Consider the following 15,775-nt stretch of genomic DNA (forward strand, 5'->3'; position numbering starts at 1 on the left):
CACACAGCGCACATGCCGTGACGCGCGCCTGTGAGTCGTGACGCACGCCCCTTACACGCCCCTCATATGCGCAGGGCGCCGCGCGTCACCGCATCCGGGTGGCCCACTCCTGCACCTTGGCGATCCGCTGCCGCAGTTGCCCTGCCGTGGCCTCCGCGCTCGGCGGGCCGCCGCACACGCGCCGCAGCTCGGTGTGGATCACGCCGTGCGGCTTGCCGCTCTGGTGGACGTACGCGCCGACCATGGTGTTGAGCTGCTTCCTGAGCTCCAGCATCTCCTTGTGGGAGACCACCGGGCGCCGCTCAGCCGGAAGTTCGAGAAGATCCGCTTCCTCGTCGGGCTTCTTGCGGCTGTGCGCGATCTGCCGCGCCTGCCGTTTCTGAAGCAACAACTGCACCTGGTCGGGTTCGAGCAGCCCCGGAATCCCGAGGTAGTCCTGCTCCTCCGCACTCCCCGGGTGGGCCTGCATCCCGAACTCGGCGCCGTCGTAGAGGACCCGGTCGAAGACGGCCTCGGACTCCAGGGCCTCGAAGGAGAACTGCTCCTGCTCCCCGGTGTCCTCGTCCTGCTCCCGGTTCGCCTCGTCCATCTCCTTCTCGGACTCGGCGTACGGGTCCTCCTCGCCTTCCTTCTTGGGCTTGTCGAGGACGTGGTCGCGCTCGACCTCCATCTCGTTGGCGAAGCCGAGGAGGTCGGGGACGGTCGGGAGGAAGACGGAGGCGGTCTCGCCGCGCCGCCGGGACCGTACGAAACGGCCGACGGCCTGCGCGAAGAAGAGGGGCGTGGAGATGGTGGTGGCGTACACGCCGACGGCCAGCCGCGGCACGTCGACGCCCTCGGACACCATCCGCACCGCGACCATCCACCGGTCGTCGCTGTGGCTGAACTCGTCGATCCTGTTGGACGCACCCGTGTCGTCGGAGAGGACGAGAGTCGCCTTGGTGCCGGTGATCTCGCGGATCAGCTTGGCGTAGGCGCGGGCCGAGTCCTGGTCGGAGGCGATGACGAGGGCACCCGCGTCCGGGATGCCCTTCCTGACCTCGGTCAGCCGCTGGTCGGCGGCGCGCAGCACGCTCGGCATCCACTCGCCGCGCGGATCGAGGGCGGTGCGCCAGGCCTGGCTGATGGCGTCCTTGGTCATCGGCTCGCCGAGCCGCGCCGCGATCTCGTCCCCCGCCTTCGTGCGCCAGCGCATGTTGCCGCTGTAGGAGAGGAAGATGACGGGCCGGACGACGTGGTCGGCCAGCGCGTTCCCGTACCCGTAGGTGTAGTCGGCGGACGACCGCCGGATCCCGTCGTTCCCTTCTTCGTACGTGACGAAGGGAATGGGGTTGGTGTCGGAGCGGAAAGGCGTACCGGTCAGCGCGAGCCGGCGGGTGGCGGGCTCGAACGCCTCGAGGCAGGCCTCGCCCCAGGACTTGGAGTCACCGGCGTGGTGGATCTCGTCGAGGATGACGAGGGTCTTCCGCTGCTCCACCCGGTTCCGGTGCAGCATGGGCCGCACGCCGACACCGGCGTACGTCACGGCGACGCCTTGGTACTCCTTGCTGAGCGGTCCCGCGCTGTACTCGGGATCCAGCTTGATCCCCACCCGCGCGGCCGCCTCCGCCCACTGCTTCTTCAGATGCTCGGTCGGCGCGACCACGGTCACCTGTTGCACGACATGGTGGTGCAGCAGCCAGGACGCGAGCGTCAGCGCGAACGTCGTCTTGCCGGCGCCGGGTGTGGCGACGGCCAGGAAGTCGCGCGGCTGCTCCTGGATGTACCTCTCCATCGCCCCCTGCTGCCAGGCGCGCAGCTTGCCCGCGGTGCCCCAGGGGGCGCGGCCGGGGAAGGCGGGTGAGAGGTGGTGCGAGGACGAGGCGTTGGCGGCGGCGGTGGTAGTCACGGTCTCCGTGGGGGGGGTCGAGCGGCTCGGCTACGTATGACAACCGGGCCACCCTACCGGCGCCTCGCGGGTGCCAACGCGCGAACGACGCGGGGTCACCCTTGGATGGGACTCAGCTCACATCGGCTGCTCGGCCAACTCCCGCAATGCCTCGGAGATCGACTTCACTTCGTCCAGGCTGCCCGTGGCGACCGCGATGACGAGACGCTCAGCCGCGTCGATGTCCGGCCGCAACTGGACCTCGTTCATGGCCAGGAAGACGACGCAGGACACCCACGCCGTGCGCTTGTTCCCGTGGGTGAAGTGGCGGTCGATCGCCAGCGACTGTAGGAGCGCCGCCGCCTTGTCGAACAGGTTGTCGTACGCCTCCCGCCCGGACATAGAGGCCGAGGGACGGTGTGCGGCCGACGCCAGCAGCCCTACGTCCCGCACCGAAACGCTCTGCCCCTCGACCGCCTGCTCGGCGATGGCCAGAACATTTTCGGCCGACACATAGACGCAGGTCACTTGAGCCGCTCCAACAGCTCGGCCCACTTGGCGGTCTGCTCCTTGGCGGCCTTGCGGACCAGCGCCTCGTGAGCCGTCCTCGCCAGATAGTCGTCCACCGCCCTCAGCACTACGGCATGCATGCTGATGCCCTCCTCCTCGGCGCGCAGCTTGAGTGCTTCCGTCTGGTCGTCACGGAGACGCAGGTTCATAGCCATACCAAAACGGTACTAGAATCCGGGGTCATATCAGTACCACTCAAAAGCGTGCGGTCCGCACCCGCGTAGTCACCCAAGCCCCCACCAACGCCACCCCAGCCATCGGCAGAAACACCGCGGCAAAGGCGGCGGGATGGGAACCACCCGCCGAGGTGGCCGCCTCCGTCACCGCGCCACCGCCCAGCGCGGCGAAGGCCGCACCGCCCACCGCGAGCAGGACGACGTTGGACAGCCCGTCGGAGATCTGCAGCGCGGCGGAGTTCGCCCCGGCCTCCTCGGGCGCCGAGAGATGCAGCAGCAGCACGCTGGTCGAGGCGATCACCAGACCCATCCCGAAGCACCCGAACGCCCACGCGACGGCGACGATCCACACCGGCACGGAGTGGATCAGCACGCTCGGCGCCGCGGCGATGGCGGCCGCGACCAGCACCATGCCCAGGAACATCAGCCGCTCCCGGTACGGCTCCACCCGCGGCCTCGACTGCACGAAGGACCCCAGCGCCCAGGTACCGCCGCCCGCCGCGAGCGAGAACCCGGCGAGCGTCGGCGACAGCCCCCGCTCGGTGACCAGCATGAGCGGCACGAAGGACTCGGCGGCGATGAAGGAGCCGGCCGCGACCCCGCGCAGCAGCACCACGGACGGCAGCCCGCGCGCCGCCCGGTAGGTGCCGCGCGGCAGCAGCCCGAGCACCGCCGGAACGAGCAGCGCACCGCCCGCCGCGGCCGGCACGAGCGAGACCCAGCGCAGATCCTGGGCGGCGTACTGCAGCAGCCCCGCGCCCAGCGCGATCCCGAAGGCCAGCCGGATGCGCCGCCGGTCGAAGGGAACACGGTCGGCGCCCGAGCCCGAGCCGGACGTCAGCCGCCGTATCTGCGGCAGCGCGAGCGCCAGCGGAAGAACGACCAGCACCGGTATCCCCATGAACACCCAGCGCCAGCCGAGTTGCTCGGTGACCGTGCCCGCCGCGAGCGGACCGACCACGGACGGCACCACCCAGGCCGCCGCGAACCCCGCCATGATCGACGGCCGCAGCCGCTCCGGATAGGCCCGCCCGACCACCACGTACAACGCGACGATGACGAGCCCGCCACCGAGCCCCTGCACGGCCCGCCCGAGGACGAACAGCCACATGGCCCCGGCCGTCCCGGACAGCAGCAGCCCCGCCGCGAAGGCCCCGATCCCGGCGGTCAGTGACGCCAGCGGGCCGTCCCGGTCCGACCACTGCCCGGCGAGCACCATCCCGAACAGGCTCGTGGTGAAGTACGCCGAGAACGCGAAGGCGTACAACGACACCCCGTCCAGCTCCCGGGCCGCCACGGGCATGGCCGTCCCGACCGCCGTCGCCTCGAACGCGATCAGCAGCACGACAGAGACGATGCCGACACTGAGCGCCCGGTACGAACGGCTCAGAACCCCACCCTCGCCCGCTGCCGGGACCGTCGTCACATCACGTGCATCCAGGGCTGCCATGACCGCCAGCGTAAGGGCCACAACTGACAGTGGCTCCTGTCCGGAGATGGTGATCGACTGGGCCTTTGGTCGTACGACCGCCCGCTCCCCCTCGCCCCCTTCATGAACGGCGTATGGCAGTCCCATTGCAGCGCCGCCGATCCCCTTGAGCCCCGCCCACACCCCCGCCTACGGTCAACCCATCAGGTCGGAACGAGTGAGCCGTGCCGCACCTGAGAACGGCCGTGTGCCCGAGTGGTTCAGGGACTCGCCTGCAAAGCGAGTTACGCGGGTTCGATTCCCGCCACGGCCTCTACCTGCCTGACCAGGAAAAACGAAGGGCGGCACCCCAGCCGGGGCGCCGCCCTTTTGATCGCCCGTCTCACTTCCCGTCTCAGTTCCTACCTTCCCTCACACCTTCCGTACGTTGAACGCCACTGCGGAAGCCATTGAGGTAGCACAATCAACGCCGACGCCTGCTGCGCTGCACGTCGCCACGACACACCTAGGGGGAAGGTGGGGCATGGAACCGGAACTACTCTCGCTGCTCGCTGCGTCTGGGGCATCGACCATCGCCATATTCGTCAGTGAGAGGCTGCGCAGCCTCCTGCGCGCGATCTTCCGGCGGCCGAGAGAGACGTCCCTGCTCGTCACGAGGCCGGACGGCACGCGACTGGAGCTCGAAGGCGCCCTGGATTCAGAGGAAATCCAGGCATTCATAGAGGCATGGCTCAAGACACGGCAGGCAGATGAAGAGCCCGTAGAAGCGGACGGTGGTCAGAAGCCTGCCGGCAAGGACGGTGCTCAGAGCGTCCCGGGGGGTGAGTCAGATGAGTGAGAGTGTCACCAACCCTGACTCCGGCGCCCAGGCAAACGCCGCACCCGCTGCGGTGCCAGCAACGGCTACCGACGCCGCAGCAGTCACCACGGTGACTGCACACTTCAAGTTGGTGTTCATCTGCGTCACGGTAATAACGGTGCTCACGCTCATGGCCAGTCTCTACATCGGAATCTTCGTGGAGAAGCCGACGGAAGCAGCGAAGTCCGCGATGGACACGTGCTCCACACTCGCCAACCTAGGCTTTGGCGCAATGGTCGGGCTCCTCGGCGGAAAAGCCGTGCAGTAGCAGGGCCTTCCGGGGCGCGGCATTGCCGCGCCCCGGAAGGCCCTCTACTCCCAGATGAGTCCGTCGACCTGCCGTGCGACGTCGGTGCGAACCGCGTCAACCATGTGCTGGTACCGGGCGGCCATGGCGGTGGTCGACCACCCCATGAGGCCCATGACGGCCCGCTCGGGAACACCGAGAATCAGCAGAACAGTCGCGGCCGTGTGGCGTGCGTCGTGCAGACGACCGTCCCGGACCTTCGCCTCAGTCAGAAGAGCCTTCCACTCCGTCCAGTCCCGGCGGTGGGACGGGCTGTGGCCGTATTCGTCCGGGAACACCAAACCGCTCTCCACCCAGCGCTTCCCGGCCGCCTCCCGCTCCGCTTGCTGCGCCTTGAGGTGGGCCCGCAGTAGGTCAACGAGTTGTTCCGGGAGACCGACCGCGCGCGGCCGGCGCGCGATTTGGTGGTGGAAATCTCCGGGTTGGTACGTCGCCTCTGCGGGCAATATCCGGCGGCCTTGCGTCCGCAGGGTTCCACGCATCCGTGGGCGTACTGCGGCCGGTGGCGACTGCGACGGACCACAAGAAATCCTCCGTCAAGGTCCACGTCCTCCCACTTCAGGGCCAGCACTTCCCCTTGGCGCAGTCCGAGGGCGAGGGCGACGGCCCAGCGTGCGGAGTTGCGGTGCTGGTCAGCGGCCTTCAGCAACCGCTGTACCTCTTGCACGCTGTACGGCTCCACCTCGTACTCGCCCGTCTTCGGTGCCTTGGCCAACTGCACTGGGTTCTTGCCAAGATGGCCGCGCCGTACGGCCTCCTTGAGGGCGGTGCGGAAGGTTCGGTGCACCTGGTGAGCGGTCGCGGGCTTGCTTCCGTTGGCCTGCATCTTGGCGTAGAACGCCTCAATGTGCTCGGGCTTGAGCCTGTCGAGTCGATGAGCACCCAAGCCGGGAATCAAGTGCTTCCGTACGGCGACGCCGTACCCAACCATCGTGTTGTCGTTGACGGCGAGGGGCGCGACGTTCTCAATCCAGTGGGTCAGCCACGCCTTTACCGTCCACGCCCTGCCGGGCTTCAGCACGGTCTTGGCGTCGCGCTGCTTCTCCAGCTCTCGGACAGCCTCCGCTGCTTCGGTTTTGGTTTCCCCGGCACTGGCCCGGGAGGCCCTCGTCAGCGGCGCGCGGCCCATACCTCGCTGTTCAGGAAGTGGTTGTCGTAGAGGTCCTGGACCTCCAGCAGACTTTCCCGGTCGACCTCACCCAGGCGGATGCGCTGAATGTGGCGGAAGTACTCGAAGCGCTCGACGCCCGGGGTGATCACGACGAGGATGTCGGCGCCGGCGCCGGGGGTGGCGGCGAAGGCGTGCGGCTTGCCCGGCGGGACAATGAGGAGATCGCTGCGTTCCGCGGTGACGATGTCGTCGCCGGAGAGGATCTCGGCAGCACCATCCAGCAGGAAGAACATCTCCGCGGAGTGCCGGTGCAGATGCGGTGGGGCGCCGTCGGTGCCCGCCGCCAGGGTGACCCGCACAGTGGACAGCGCCCCACCAGACGCGCTGCTGTCAGCCAGCAGCGTGAAAACACCGTTTGGATCATCATCGATCGTCTCAGCCTCCGCCGCACGGACGATCACGGACGAGTCGAACTTCGGCACGAACAGTGACATTTCCGAACCTCCTTGTGACCGTCACAAACAGGCTTGGGGCACGCTCCGTCAGTGCGTCACGTCAAGGCGGACGACCGCGCCGATCTCGACGAGCTGGTCGGGCAGCGCGAGGTCGGCCACGCCCATGACGGTGCTGGTGGGCCGGTGGTCGCCGCAGTACGCGGCATGCAGCCTGGCGAGGGTGTCGAAGTTCTCCCGCAGGTCCATGGCCAGGACGGTGGTCTCGACGATCTGGTTGCGGGTGGCGCCGAAGTGCTCCAGCACCCGGTCGAGGTTTTCGAAAGTCGTCCTCACCTGGAGCTCGAAGTCTCCTACCCCGACGAAGGTTCCAGTGCTGTCGTGCGACACCTGCCCGGAGACATAGAGCGTGTCGCCGACTTGAACGGCCTGGCTGTACCCGTATTGGGCTTCCCACGGCATACCGAAGCCGAGTTCCCTGGACCGAACAGTCACGATTCTCTCCCGAACAATCGACCGAACCAATTCCGGGCTCGTACAACTTGCTTCGCAGCGGAGACGGCGTTCAACCGCACCAGTGACAGGCCGTACGGCCTGTGCCTCGTGAGATAGCACCCCAGACCAGGGTGTCTCCTGCCGGCAACCTCCGCATCCGGGGCCGCGGCGGTCAGGACCAGGAAGGGCGTGCCGCGCGGCGGGGCCTCACCGTGGAAGACCCGGAAAGCTGAGAAGGGGCAACGTTCAAAGGAGCCCGCCGCTGGTAATCGACGCCTTCACCGCCGCAGTCCCAGACCAGTCGACAGCCGGCCTGGGGCAGCCAAGACCTACGTCGCCACAGCCTGACCTGATCGCGGGTGCGGCCCAGGATGCGCAAGAGCCCCTCGTTGGCGTCCGCGTAGATCACTGCGGGGACAGCGATGCCACTGCCCTGGGAAGGGCCTGGAACACCGCTGCCTCGGTAGGTCTCGCCCGTCTCAGTTTCCGTCTCGTTCACCGCCGTACGCGACCCTCCAGAGCCGTTCACCCCGCCCCTGGGGGCACAGCTTCCGTACGGATCTGAACGCCCGCGACCACGCCCGGATGACGCCCTGCCCAGCACGGACAAACCTGCAAAGCGAGTTACGTGGGTTCGATTCCCGCCACGGCCTCAAATAGTGCGTCTGACCTGTGTCCGGCCCCGAACTGCCCCGGCACCGCACTCCCGACGCGCGCTGACCAGGGCCCGCTGACCCGGGGGCGCCCGTCAGGCACTTGGCCGAACTCCGCCCTGCGTATCGGCCCGATGCGGGTTAGCTTGTCCATGTTTTTCCGTATCCCCGTATCTCCGTATCCCCGTATCTCCGTATCCCCGTTCTCGCCTTCAGCCCACCAAGCTGCGGGGGTCCTGGAAGCCCTACGACTTGTAGGGGGTGAAGGGTGGACGATGGCCCACGGCGCGAACGCCATGCTCGTCGGTATGCGACGACGCGAACCGGCGAACGGGCCCGGCGCGTCCTGGCGGACGCGCGGCGAGTGGCTGCTCGCGGCCGTGGCCTGCCTCTTCACGCTGGTCCAACTGGTGGTCGTACGCCCGGGCATGGGCCTCGGCTGGGACGAGACGGTGTACGTCAGCCAGATCGGCACCCAGGGGCCCCCGGCCTTCTTCAGCGCACCGCGTGCCCGGGGCGTCACACTGCTGGTGGCGCCCATCGCGTCCTGGTCGACGTCCACCGAACTGCTGCGCGTCTACCTCGCGGTACTGTCCGGCCTCGGCCTCTACCTGGCCCTGCGCGTGTGGCGGGAACTGTTCCCGACTCGGGTACTGGCCCTGGCCGGCGCGCTCTTCGCCTCCTTGTGGGTGACCCTCTTCTACGGCCCGCAGGCCATGCCCAACTACTGGGTCGCGATCGGCGCCCTGATCTGCGTCGGCTGCTTCCTGCGGGTCCGGGCGGACCGCCTGGACCGGGCGGCCCTGTGGGGCGTCGTCGCGGGCACCGCGCTCATGGCGTGGATGCGGCCCACCGACGCGGTGTGGGTCACGCTGCCGCTGCTCGTCCTGGCGGTCGCGGAGCGCCTGTGGCGACTCTCGGTCGCCCTCCTGGCGGGACTCGTGGCGGGCGCGCTCGAGTGGGTGATCGAGGCGTACATCAGTTACGGCGGCCTGGGGCAGCGGCTGTCCGACGCCTCCCGCGTCCAGGGCGGACTCGGCTGGCACTTCGCCGTCGACGACCAACTGCGCAGCCTGGGCGGGCGGGCACTGTGCCGCCCGTGCACCGTGCCGATGCCGAACCCGGTGGTGACGGCCTGGTGGTTCGTCCTCCCGCTGCTCGCCGCCGTCGGACTGGTGGTCGCGGTACGGGCCCACCGCACCGCACGCACGCTGCTGCCGCTGCTCTGTGCCGCGACGGCCGCCGCGCCGTACCTGTTCATGATCGGATACGCGGCTCCCCGCTTCCTGCTGCCCGTCTACGCGCTCCTGGTCATCCCGGTCGCCGACGCGCTGTTCCACCTGGTCACCACGGAGAGCGGCCGTTGGCGACCGGTGGCGGCCGCCGTGATCGCGCTCGGGCTGGCGGGGCACCTGGCGGTGCAGTTCGCGGTCTTGGAGCACACCGTGGACCGCACCACCGCCGACCGCCGCGCCTGGTCCCGCACCGCCGGGGAACTGCACCGACTGGGCGTCCGCCCGCCGTGCCTGCTCACCGGGCACGAGGCCATCCCCGTCGCCTACTACACCGGCTGCTCCTCTGCGGCGACCAGCGGCAACAACGCCAACAGCACCGAGGCGGACATCCTGCGCACCTCCCGCCGTATACCGACCGCAGCCCTCACCGAACCCGGCGGACGACCACCCGCCTACGCCCGTGGCTGGGACACCCACCGGTCCGCCGCCCTGGACCTCCACATCGCGCCGACGGCGCGCGAGAACGAACCCGAATGACGTCCGAGCAGGTCACCCTCGCGCCCACCTGGAAGCGCGCCTACTGGCATATCGCCTGACCCTCGCCGTTGCGGTGACCGCTGTCTGGCCCGGCGCCACTGGCCCGTGCTGGAGACCGGTGCTCTGCGGCTTGCCGTGACCGACCAGGGCCGGCTGCTGGTCGGGGCCACGGCCGCCGGGCGACCTGGCTGTGCGCGGCGGCGGCCCAGCAGGGCGCCGTGATCCGGTGGCTGCCCCCGGGGTGGCTCATGGCCGCGCAGTTCGCCGCCTCCGCCGCCAACCACGTGCTGCCCGCCGGTCTCGGCGCGGGCGCGGTCAACCTGCGCTTCCTCATGCGCTGCGGGAGTGCAAGACGATCACAGCGTCTGCCGGGTCTGTGATCACCTCTTGGCAGTACCGGCACACGCGTACGGGGTCACTCATTCTGCGCCCCCGAGATTCACGTAGTGATCCGTGAGGGCTCTGACGGACCGTGCGAGTCTCTGAGCGTGCGCCACAGCGGCCGGGAACGTCCCGTTGGATGTTTCCAGCCGGAGCCGCATACGAGCCTCTCCAATACACGCCAGAGCGCATGCGCGCGGTACGTCGTCCTCGGGGAGCTTTCCGGCTGCTGTCTCCACCTCAGGGATGCTCACCATGATCATTCCCCGCAACAGGAGAGTCAGGTTCTCCAGCTCTTCCGGGGAGGGAAGTTCGGCATCCTCCGCCAGCAGGCGCGCGGCCGTCTCGCGCATTGTCTGCACATCGATGAGAGTGGTCGGCTCGGGCTTTTGTTCGGGTGCACCCTGCGCGATAGCGTTCACGCTGTCGACTCCTTGCAGTCGGCCAAGCTCCGGGACCGTTCGCGCGGTCGCCGGAGCGCAGACCTCCATGCAATCGACTTGTCAAGAGTGCTTACAGGGACGCAACGTCCTAGTTCTTGCGCCTTAGTCGGCAACCCCGAGGAACTCGGCCAACGAGCGGAGTCCTGGCGGGTGGTTGGGAAGTGACCACAAGTCACGCACGATGGCCACGGCCAACGTGTGGTGTTGCATCCACGTCGGTGCCACCTTGCGAAGGGATTCCAGGGTCTTCACAGCCCCGGCGGCATCCCCGATGTCCGTGTGGGCTCGGGCCACGTCCAGAAGCAGCCACGTCCGCCACGATGGCGGGGTGTCCTTGCTCAGCCGCATGCCCTTGGCGAGTGACAGTGCGTCCTGCGGGTGGCCGTACTGAACGGCGAGGCGCACACGCTCGATGCGGACTGACGACGGGCTGAACACGCTCACCATACGGTTGTCGCCGCCGGACGGGAGCTTGGAGACACGGCCGGCCTCTTTCTCCGCCCGACCCATCATGTCCGCCGCACGGTCGTAGTCACCGCTCCGCGCCGCTGACGTAGCAGCGCTCATGGTCAGTCCGCCCCAGACCTTCAAACCGTCAGCGGTCTCGGAATGGCCCGCGTTCGCCATGTCCTCGGCAGCACGTAGAGCGATGGACAAGGCGTCCTCAAGACGCCCCTGCCGTTGGTAGGTCCATGCTGTGGAGTTCACGATCATGGGCAGTAGGAGCGGGTCGGAAGACTGTCCCGCAGCGTCTATCGCGCGCTCCAGGCTGATCAGGGCCAGGTCCGTCTTCCCCATCCGCACAGCAACGTGCCCGGCAAGCTGAAGCACCTTGCCCAGGGCCGCGAAACCAGCCTTGCGGTCATCCTCGTTGGCTGAGGCGGCGACAGCACGGGCGTCCGAAATCAGGTCCGGGAGTGCCTTCATGACGGTGTCGAACTCAGCCGAGTGGTACTGAGTCCAGCCATCTGCGATTTGTTCACGGAGGCGGCCCAGCGAGAAATCAGCACCCGGTGGCTCCGGCTCCGGTCCCCAAAGCGCGGGCATGATGGCACGCCGTACAGCCACGAACCGGGGTCCATCGTTCTCCCCTGTGGACGAGACCGCCGGAGGGTCCCCCAGCAACGTGGTGAGTTCAACACCGAGACCGTTCGCCAGTGCGTGAAGCGTGGGGAGGCGTGCCGAGTGCTTCCGTCCCTGTTCAAGCTGACGGATCACGTCAACGGACACGTTCGAACGTTCCGATAGTTCGTCCTGTGTCAGTCCGGCCAGACGGCGCAGACGGCGCAGGGTCCGGCCTAGGTCTTCGTTTGCCACCCTGCCACCGTACGCGGACGTGCGAGAGGCGTACCAGGGACTCAAGGCCATTGAGCCGGGGCTACTGCCCAGCACCCTGAAAGCCCTACGCGCCCGAAAGACCGGGCTACCCCGTTCGCCAAGTCGAACACCGAAGGTAGGGGATTAGTGGTCACGGCCCGTTCTGTGCCCGTGCCGGGGAAGTCGCCTCACCTCAGATGAACCGCTTGGCCGAGGGGACGAGCCAGCGGAAGCTGCCGACACCGGGGCGAAGGGGTCTGGGGCCGATCTCCGCACATGCCGTGCTTGGCATGTAAAGAAGACCACGTGCCCGCCTCCAACCTGGCACCATCCAGATCATGTCGCTCCGCCGGTGGCTCTTTTTCTCCATCTCAGTTCTCGTCGCGCTCGGAGGGGTGCTCTGGTTCTACCGTCACCAGGGCCTGGAACGGGCGGACCAGATGAGCAGCGTGGGCGGTTTCTTCACCGGTGTCCTCGGCATGGTTCTCTCCCTCCGTCCATCGCGTGGTTCGCAAGGTGAGGATCCTGACGCTGGCGTGCTCGCGCAAACACTGGCGATCGCTGTCCAGGACCAGTGGCAGCGGGAGGTAGCGAACCAAGCTCTGCACCGGTTCGAATCGCTCGCCGTACGCTGGGCCGTTACCGCCCGTAGTGGTCTACGCGACCATCCCGAAACCGTGTTCGGCGCCGACGCTAGCGCCCAGGACGAGATCGACTTTCATGGCACGGTTGCTGACGCGGCACGGCAGTACCTCTCCCTACCGAAGCAGCGCCTCGTTGTGCTTGGCGAGCCCGGCTCCGGCAAGTCCGTGTTCGTGGCCCGGCTGCTTCTGGACCTTCTCGGTGAGCGGCAGGACGGACCGGTTCCGGTGCTGCTCCCTGTAAGAACGTGGGACCCCAGCAGCGAACACCTCAACGACTGGATCGTGCGCGAACTGGCCACGCTGTACTACGGCCGGCACGAGGAGGTGCCGCGGCAGCTCCTCCTTGAGGGTGCGCTCATCCCTGTCCTCGACGGTCTCGATGAGATAGCAGAGGCCGCCCAGCCACATGCCCTGGCCGCCATCGACCGCGCGACGGGCGGCCGTCAGCCGATCGTTGTCACCAGCCGAGTCGCTCCCTACCAGGCGATGGTCGGCGAGTCCGGGGTTCTCGTCGCCGCCGCCGTTGTCGAACTGGCTCCCCTCGACATCGACGACGTCGTCGTATGCCTGGGCCGGTCCGTACCCGTCGGAGACGCCCGCTGGGAACCCGTCATTGGCTACCTGAGAGCCCATCCGCCCAGTCCCCTGGCAGAGGCACTGTCCACACCGCTCATGGTGTTCCTGGCCCAGACCGCCTACGGAGGCCGACAGGACCCCGCAACCCTCATCGACACAGTCCAGCACATGGGCTCTCGTCGGGACATCGAGCGCCATCTGGTCAAAGCCCTGGTCCCGGCCCGCTACACGGCCTACCCCGACCCCACGCATGCCCAGCCGCGCCGCGCCTACAGTGCCGACCAGGCGCAGCGCTGGCTCGGCTACCTCGCGCGGAACCTGCAGCGCACGGCCACACGGGATATTGCGTGGTGGCAGCTGGCACACTTCGTTCCTCGCGCAGTCCTCGGCGTCTTCTTCCTGGTCGGGGGTGGGGCCCTCCTGGGCTTCGCAGCCGCGGCTCTCTTCGGCACCGGTGTCGGCATCGCGGTCGGCGTCCTCGGCGGGGCCTTCTTCGGCTTCGGCGGCGAACTGGTCGAAGCCGTCTTTCGTCTTTTCGGCCAGCACATCGACCGTTCCGTTCCCGTTCCGATCCATGCGGTCATCCACCAAGGTGGGCGTATCCGACTTATCGCCGGGACCTTTGTGGCGGGGGGCGTCGGCGGCCTCGGGTTCGCACTGGCTCTTCTGGCCTGGCAGCGGCTGGGCTCCGCATGGGGCTCGGTCGTCATCGTCTGCGCACTCGTCGCCTGCCTGGTGATGGTGACGGGCCTCGGTGACGTTCTGCGCGGCCCCGTGAGTCTGACCGAACTGACTCCCAGGTCGATACTCGCCAGCGACCGGACGACAGCAACGCTTCGGGCCATCGGTCTGAGCATCGGAGTGGCGCTCGGTATCGTCACGCTGACCAGATCTGACGCTGGAGTCGTCTCCGCCATCGGTTTTGGACTGGTGGCCGCCCTGTCCGGATACGGTGACTCCGCCTGGGGGTTCTTCCTTCTCACCCGCTGCTGGCTAGCCCTCACCGGCCGGCTCCCGTTCCGGCTGATGGCCTTCTTGGAGGACGCCTATCGGCGCGGCATCCTGCGTCAGTACGGGCCTGTCTACCAGTTCCGCCATCAGCACCTCCAGGAGAGCCTCGCGAGCCCGTAGACGGCTGAACCCGAACCGTCAACTGGCAGCGCTGTCCGATGATGTGGCGCTTCCCGACGCGCCCCGCGTCGACTTCACCCCCCCCGGAGCCGTCGCGAACTCGATCCCACCGGGCTCGCCGAGCCTCCTCCGTCGGGCGGCGGATGGTTGCATCCGTGGCAAGCGAGGCACGTGGGTTCAATTCCCGCCACGGCCTCCCCGACGGTGTCGACCGTCCCCATCCAGGGGGCGGCCGATTCGCGTTTCCGCGGGGTGCGGGGTACGGGATTACGCCTGCAACGTGCCGCCCGCCTGGTCCTCGAATATCTCCGGCCAGTAGCGCCAGCCGTCGTCGCCGGGCACAGCCGGGGCCGGGGTCGGGTCGCAGGCGAGGGGGTCGACCGTGGCGAGGGTGTGGGCCATGATCGCGGCGAGCTGTTCGTAGGAGTCGGTGAAGTCGTGGGCCGCGTCGATCGTCTGCTCTCGGTGCAGCAGCCAGAGGGTGAAGGCGAGGGTGGAGATGTCGGCGTTGAGCGGGCGCAGGATCATGTCCGGCTCGCTCCAGGTGAGGACCGCGCCCGTGGTGCCGTCCACCACGAGGCTGGTGTCCTCCAGCAATGGGCCGAGGCGGATCAGGCGGTCCGCCGTCGCGGGGAGCGCGTCCGCGGAGAAGTCGTCGGGGCGCTCGTCGGCGTAGTACTCCGTGAGGGCCGGCAGCGGCACCTCCGTGTCCAGGTGGAAAAGCAGCCCGTCCTCCGGCAGGCCCGTCTCGCGCAGGAAGCGGCGGGTCGGCTCGTGCACGAGCGCGGGCGGGAAGTCGACGTCCTCGAAGCGCATGATGGCGCCCGCGCCGAACTCCTCGTCCAGCAGACGCTTCGGCAGGTCGAGGACGAGCCCCTCACCGGGGCCCGCGATCCGGGCGAGGGGTCGGATCAGCGCGGCCATCCGCCAGTACGGCGCCAAGGCGTCGCCCGCGCCCGCCTCGAAGACCGCGGTGAGCGCGGCGGAGGCCTCCGTGACCGCCTTCGGGCCGAACCGGCCCTCCGGGGAGGCGAACCGCCCGTGGAACGCCGTCAGTTCCTCCGTCGCCACCGCGAAGCGCACCAGGGCCTCCAGGGAAGGCGCCAGCGGCGCGAGGTCCATCAGGGAGGGCTCGGAGTAGAAGTACGTCGTGGCGATCTCCCCCGTCGCCCCGTCCAGAACGATCGGCTCCAGATCCCGGTCGAAGGTCCGCAGGGCCCCTACGACCAGCTGGTCCCGGAGCTCCTGGGCGAGTTCGTCGGCGTGGCCGACCAGGTCCGCCACCCTGCGCAGTCCGTGCTCCCGCAGCGTGTCGAACCCCAGCAGCGTGCTGTCGGACGGCACTCCGGGCCCCGTCAGCCACTGCCGCGTGCCCGCGTGCGTGACGTACGGATCCAGCTCGTCGTCGGTCAGCGTGATCGCGCCGACGACATCGGTGTCAGTCGTGCTCATGGTTCCCCCGCACATGCTCATGGCTTCCCGCGCGCATATGAACGCGTCCGTGCTTCCCCGGCGGAGAACACCCGCCGTCCCAGCGGCATTTCCCCACTGACCAAAACCATACGCCGCCCCACTGACAACGCCGGAAACAC

The 15,775-nt window shown here is 68.4% G+C and carries 14 protein-coding genes, 1 tRNA gene and 2 pseudogenes; 6 read left to right on the top strand and 11 right to left on the bottom strand.

The window, feature by feature from the left end:
* Nucleotides 1–85: 85 nt before the first annotated feature.
* The 4 genes from AB0D57_RS09820 to AB0D57_RS09835 all read right to left on the bottom strand — a co-directional run bounded on the left by AB0D57_RS09820 (nucleotide 86) and on the right by AB0D57_RS09835 (nucleotide 4,063).
* Nucleotides 86–1,888, bottom strand: a complete 1,803-nt coding sequence (locus AB0D57_RS09820; protein ID WP_362069539.1) for a DEAD/DEAH box helicase — start codon at nucleotides 1,886–1,888, stop codon at nucleotides 86–88.
* A gap of 117 nt (nucleotides 1,889–2,005) precedes the next feature.
* On the bottom strand, nucleotides 2,006–2,395 hold the full coding sequence (locus tag AB0D57_RS09825; RefSeq protein ID WP_362069541.1) for a type II toxin-antitoxin system death-on-curing family toxin: 390 nt from the start codon (nucleotides 2,393–2,395) through the stop codon (nucleotides 2,006–2,008).
* Nucleotides 2,392–2,592, bottom strand: coding sequence for a CopG family transcriptional regulator (locus AB0D57_RS09830; protein ID WP_362069544.1), 201 nt, complete (start codon nucleotides 2,590–2,592; stop codon nucleotides 2,392–2,394). The genes AB0D57_RS09825 and AB0D57_RS09830 overlap by 4 nt, the downstream gene beginning before the upstream one ends.
* A 40-nt stretch (nucleotides 2,593–2,632) precedes the next feature.
* On the bottom strand, nucleotides 2,633–4,063 hold the full coding sequence (locus AB0D57_RS09835) for an MFS transporter (RefSeq protein WP_362069547.1): 1,431 nt from the start codon (nucleotides 4,061–4,063) through the stop codon (nucleotides 2,633–2,635).
* A 220-nt stretch (nucleotides 4,064–4,283) separates the two neighbouring features.
* Here AB0D57_RS09835 and AB0D57_RS09840 point away from each other — a divergent pair.
* The 3 genes from AB0D57_RS09840 to AB0D57_RS09850 all read left to right on the top strand — a co-directional run bounded on the left by AB0D57_RS09840 (nucleotide 4,284) and on the right by AB0D57_RS09850 (nucleotide 5,169).
* Nucleotides 4,284–4,355, top strand: a tRNA-Cys gene (locus AB0D57_RS09840).
* Nucleotides 4,356–4,469: 114 nt separating this feature from the next.
* Entirely contained in the window at nucleotides 4,470–4,880 is a 411-nt protein-coding gene (locus AB0D57_RS09845) for a hypothetical protein (protein WP_362069550.1), read from the top strand.
* Nucleotides 4,873–5,169 (top strand): hypothetical protein, encoded by a 297-nt coding sequence (locus AB0D57_RS09850; protein WP_362069553.1) that lies wholly within the window; start codon nucleotides 4,873–4,875, stop codon nucleotides 5,167–5,169. Before AB0D57_RS09845 ends, AB0D57_RS09850 begins: the two co-directional genes overlap by 8 nt.
* 44 nt (nucleotides 5,170–5,213) lie before the next feature.
* Here the strand turns inward: AB0D57_RS09850 and AB0D57_RS09855 are convergent.
* The 3 genes and pseudogenes from AB0D57_RS09855 to AB0D57_RS09865 form a co-directional block, all read right to left on the bottom strand.
* Nucleotides 5,214–6,268 (bottom strand): annotated as a pseudogene (locus AB0D57_RS09855) (tyrosine-type recombinase/integrase); the annotation flags it as partial.
* A 50-nt stretch (nucleotides 6,269–6,318) separates the two neighbouring features.
* A complete protein-coding gene (locus tag AB0D57_RS09860) occupies nucleotides 6,319–6,813 on the bottom strand; it encodes a cupin domain-containing protein (RefSeq protein ID WP_362069556.1) in 495 nt (164 codons plus the stop codon).
* A 48-nt stretch (nucleotides 6,814–6,861) separates the two neighbouring features.
* Nucleotides 6,862–7,266: a RidA family protein gene (locus AB0D57_RS09865; protein WP_362069559.1), complete on the bottom strand. Its 405-nt coding sequence runs from the start codon at nucleotides 7,264–7,266 to the stop codon at nucleotides 6,862–6,864.
* A gap of 928 nt (nucleotides 7,267–8,194) precedes the next feature.
* Here AB0D57_RS09865 and AB0D57_RS09870 point away from each other — a divergent pair.
* Nucleotides 8,195–9,691, top strand: a complete 1,497-nt coding sequence (locus AB0D57_RS09870) for a hypothetical protein (protein ID WP_362069562.1) — start codon at nucleotides 8,195–8,197, stop codon at nucleotides 9,689–9,691.
* 48 nt (nucleotides 9,692–9,739) lie between these two features.
* Nucleotides 9,740–10,035 (top strand): annotated as a pseudogene (locus tag AB0D57_RS09875) (hypothetical protein); the annotation flags it as partial.
* Between the two features lie 75 nt (nucleotides 10,036–10,110).
* On the opposite strand, the gene AB0D57_RS09880 reads toward AB0D57_RS09875, so the two are convergent.
* The 3 genes from AB0D57_RS09880 to AB0D57_RS09890 all read right to left on the bottom strand — a co-directional run bounded on the left by AB0D57_RS09880 (nucleotide 10,111) and on the right by AB0D57_RS09890 (nucleotide 12,347).
* On the bottom strand, nucleotides 10,111–10,494 hold the full coding sequence (locus AB0D57_RS09880; RefSeq protein WP_362069565.1) for a DUF6415 family natural product biosynthesis protein: 384 nt from the start codon (nucleotides 10,492–10,494) through the stop codon (nucleotides 10,111–10,113).
* Nucleotides 10,495–10,617: 123 nt separating this feature from the next.
* Nucleotides 10,618–11,832 carry a helix-turn-helix domain-containing protein gene (locus tag AB0D57_RS09885; RefSeq protein WP_362069568.1) on the bottom strand — a complete coding sequence of 405 codons (1,215 nt, stop codon included), beginning with the start codon at nucleotides 11,830–11,832 and terminating at the stop codon, nucleotides 10,618–10,620.
* Nucleotides 11,833–12,203: 371 nt separating this feature from the next.
* On the bottom strand, nucleotides 12,204–12,347 hold the full coding sequence (locus tag AB0D57_RS09890) for a hypothetical protein (RefSeq protein WP_362069571.1): 144 nt from the start codon (nucleotides 12,345–12,347) through the stop codon (nucleotides 12,204–12,206).
* Between the two features lie 21 nt (nucleotides 12,348–12,368).
* Here AB0D57_RS09890 and AB0D57_RS09895 point away from each other — a divergent pair, with 21 nt between their 5' ends.
* The gene (locus tag AB0D57_RS09895) at nucleotides 12,369–14,183 is read left to right on the top strand and encodes an NACHT domain-containing protein (RefSeq protein WP_362069574.1); all 1,815 of its coding nucleotides are present in this window, start codon (nucleotides 12,369–12,371) and stop codon (nucleotides 14,181–14,183) included.
* A gap of 267 nt (nucleotides 14,184–14,450) precedes the next feature.
* Here AB0D57_RS09895 and AB0D57_RS09900 read toward each other — a convergent pair whose 3' ends face one another.
* On the bottom strand, nucleotides 14,451–15,635 hold the full coding sequence (locus AB0D57_RS09900) for an SUKH-4 family immunity protein (RefSeq protein ID WP_362069577.1): 1,185 nt from the start codon (nucleotides 15,633–15,635) through the stop codon (nucleotides 14,451–14,453).
* Between the last annotated feature and the right edge of the window lie 140 nt (nucleotides 15,636–15,775).

The organism is Streptomyces sp. NPDC048275 (assembly GCF_040652275.1).
Classification (GTDB): domain Bacteria; phylum Actinomycetota; class Actinomycetes; order Streptomycetales; family Streptomycetaceae; genus Streptomyces.

Excerpts from the sequence above, each read along its gene's own strand:
- AB0D57_RS09830 (WP_362069544.1), bottom strand. The coding sequence starts at position 2,592 with ATGGCTATGAACCTGCGTCTCCGTGACGACCAGACGGAAGCACTCAAG.
- AB0D57_RS09835 (WP_362069547.1), bottom strand. The coding sequence starts at position 4,063 with ATGGCAGCCCTGGATGCACGTGATGTGACGACGGTCCCGGCAGCGGGC.
- AB0D57_RS09850 (WP_362069553.1), top strand. The coding sequence starts at position 4,873 with ATGAGTGAGAGTGTCACCAACCCTGACTCCGGCGCCCAGGCAAACGCC.
- AB0D57_RS09860 (WP_362069556.1), bottom strand. The coding sequence starts at position 6,813 with ATGTCACTGTTCGTGCCGAAGTTCGACTCGTCCGTGATCGTCCGTGCG.
- AB0D57_RS09870 (WP_362069562.1), top strand. The coding sequence starts at position 8,195 with ATGGCCCACGGCGCGAACGCCATGCTCGTCGGTATGCGACGACGCGAA.
- AB0D57_RS09900 (WP_362069577.1), bottom strand. The coding sequence starts at position 15,635 with ATGAGCACGACTGACACCGATGTCGTCGGCGCGATCACGCTGACCGAC.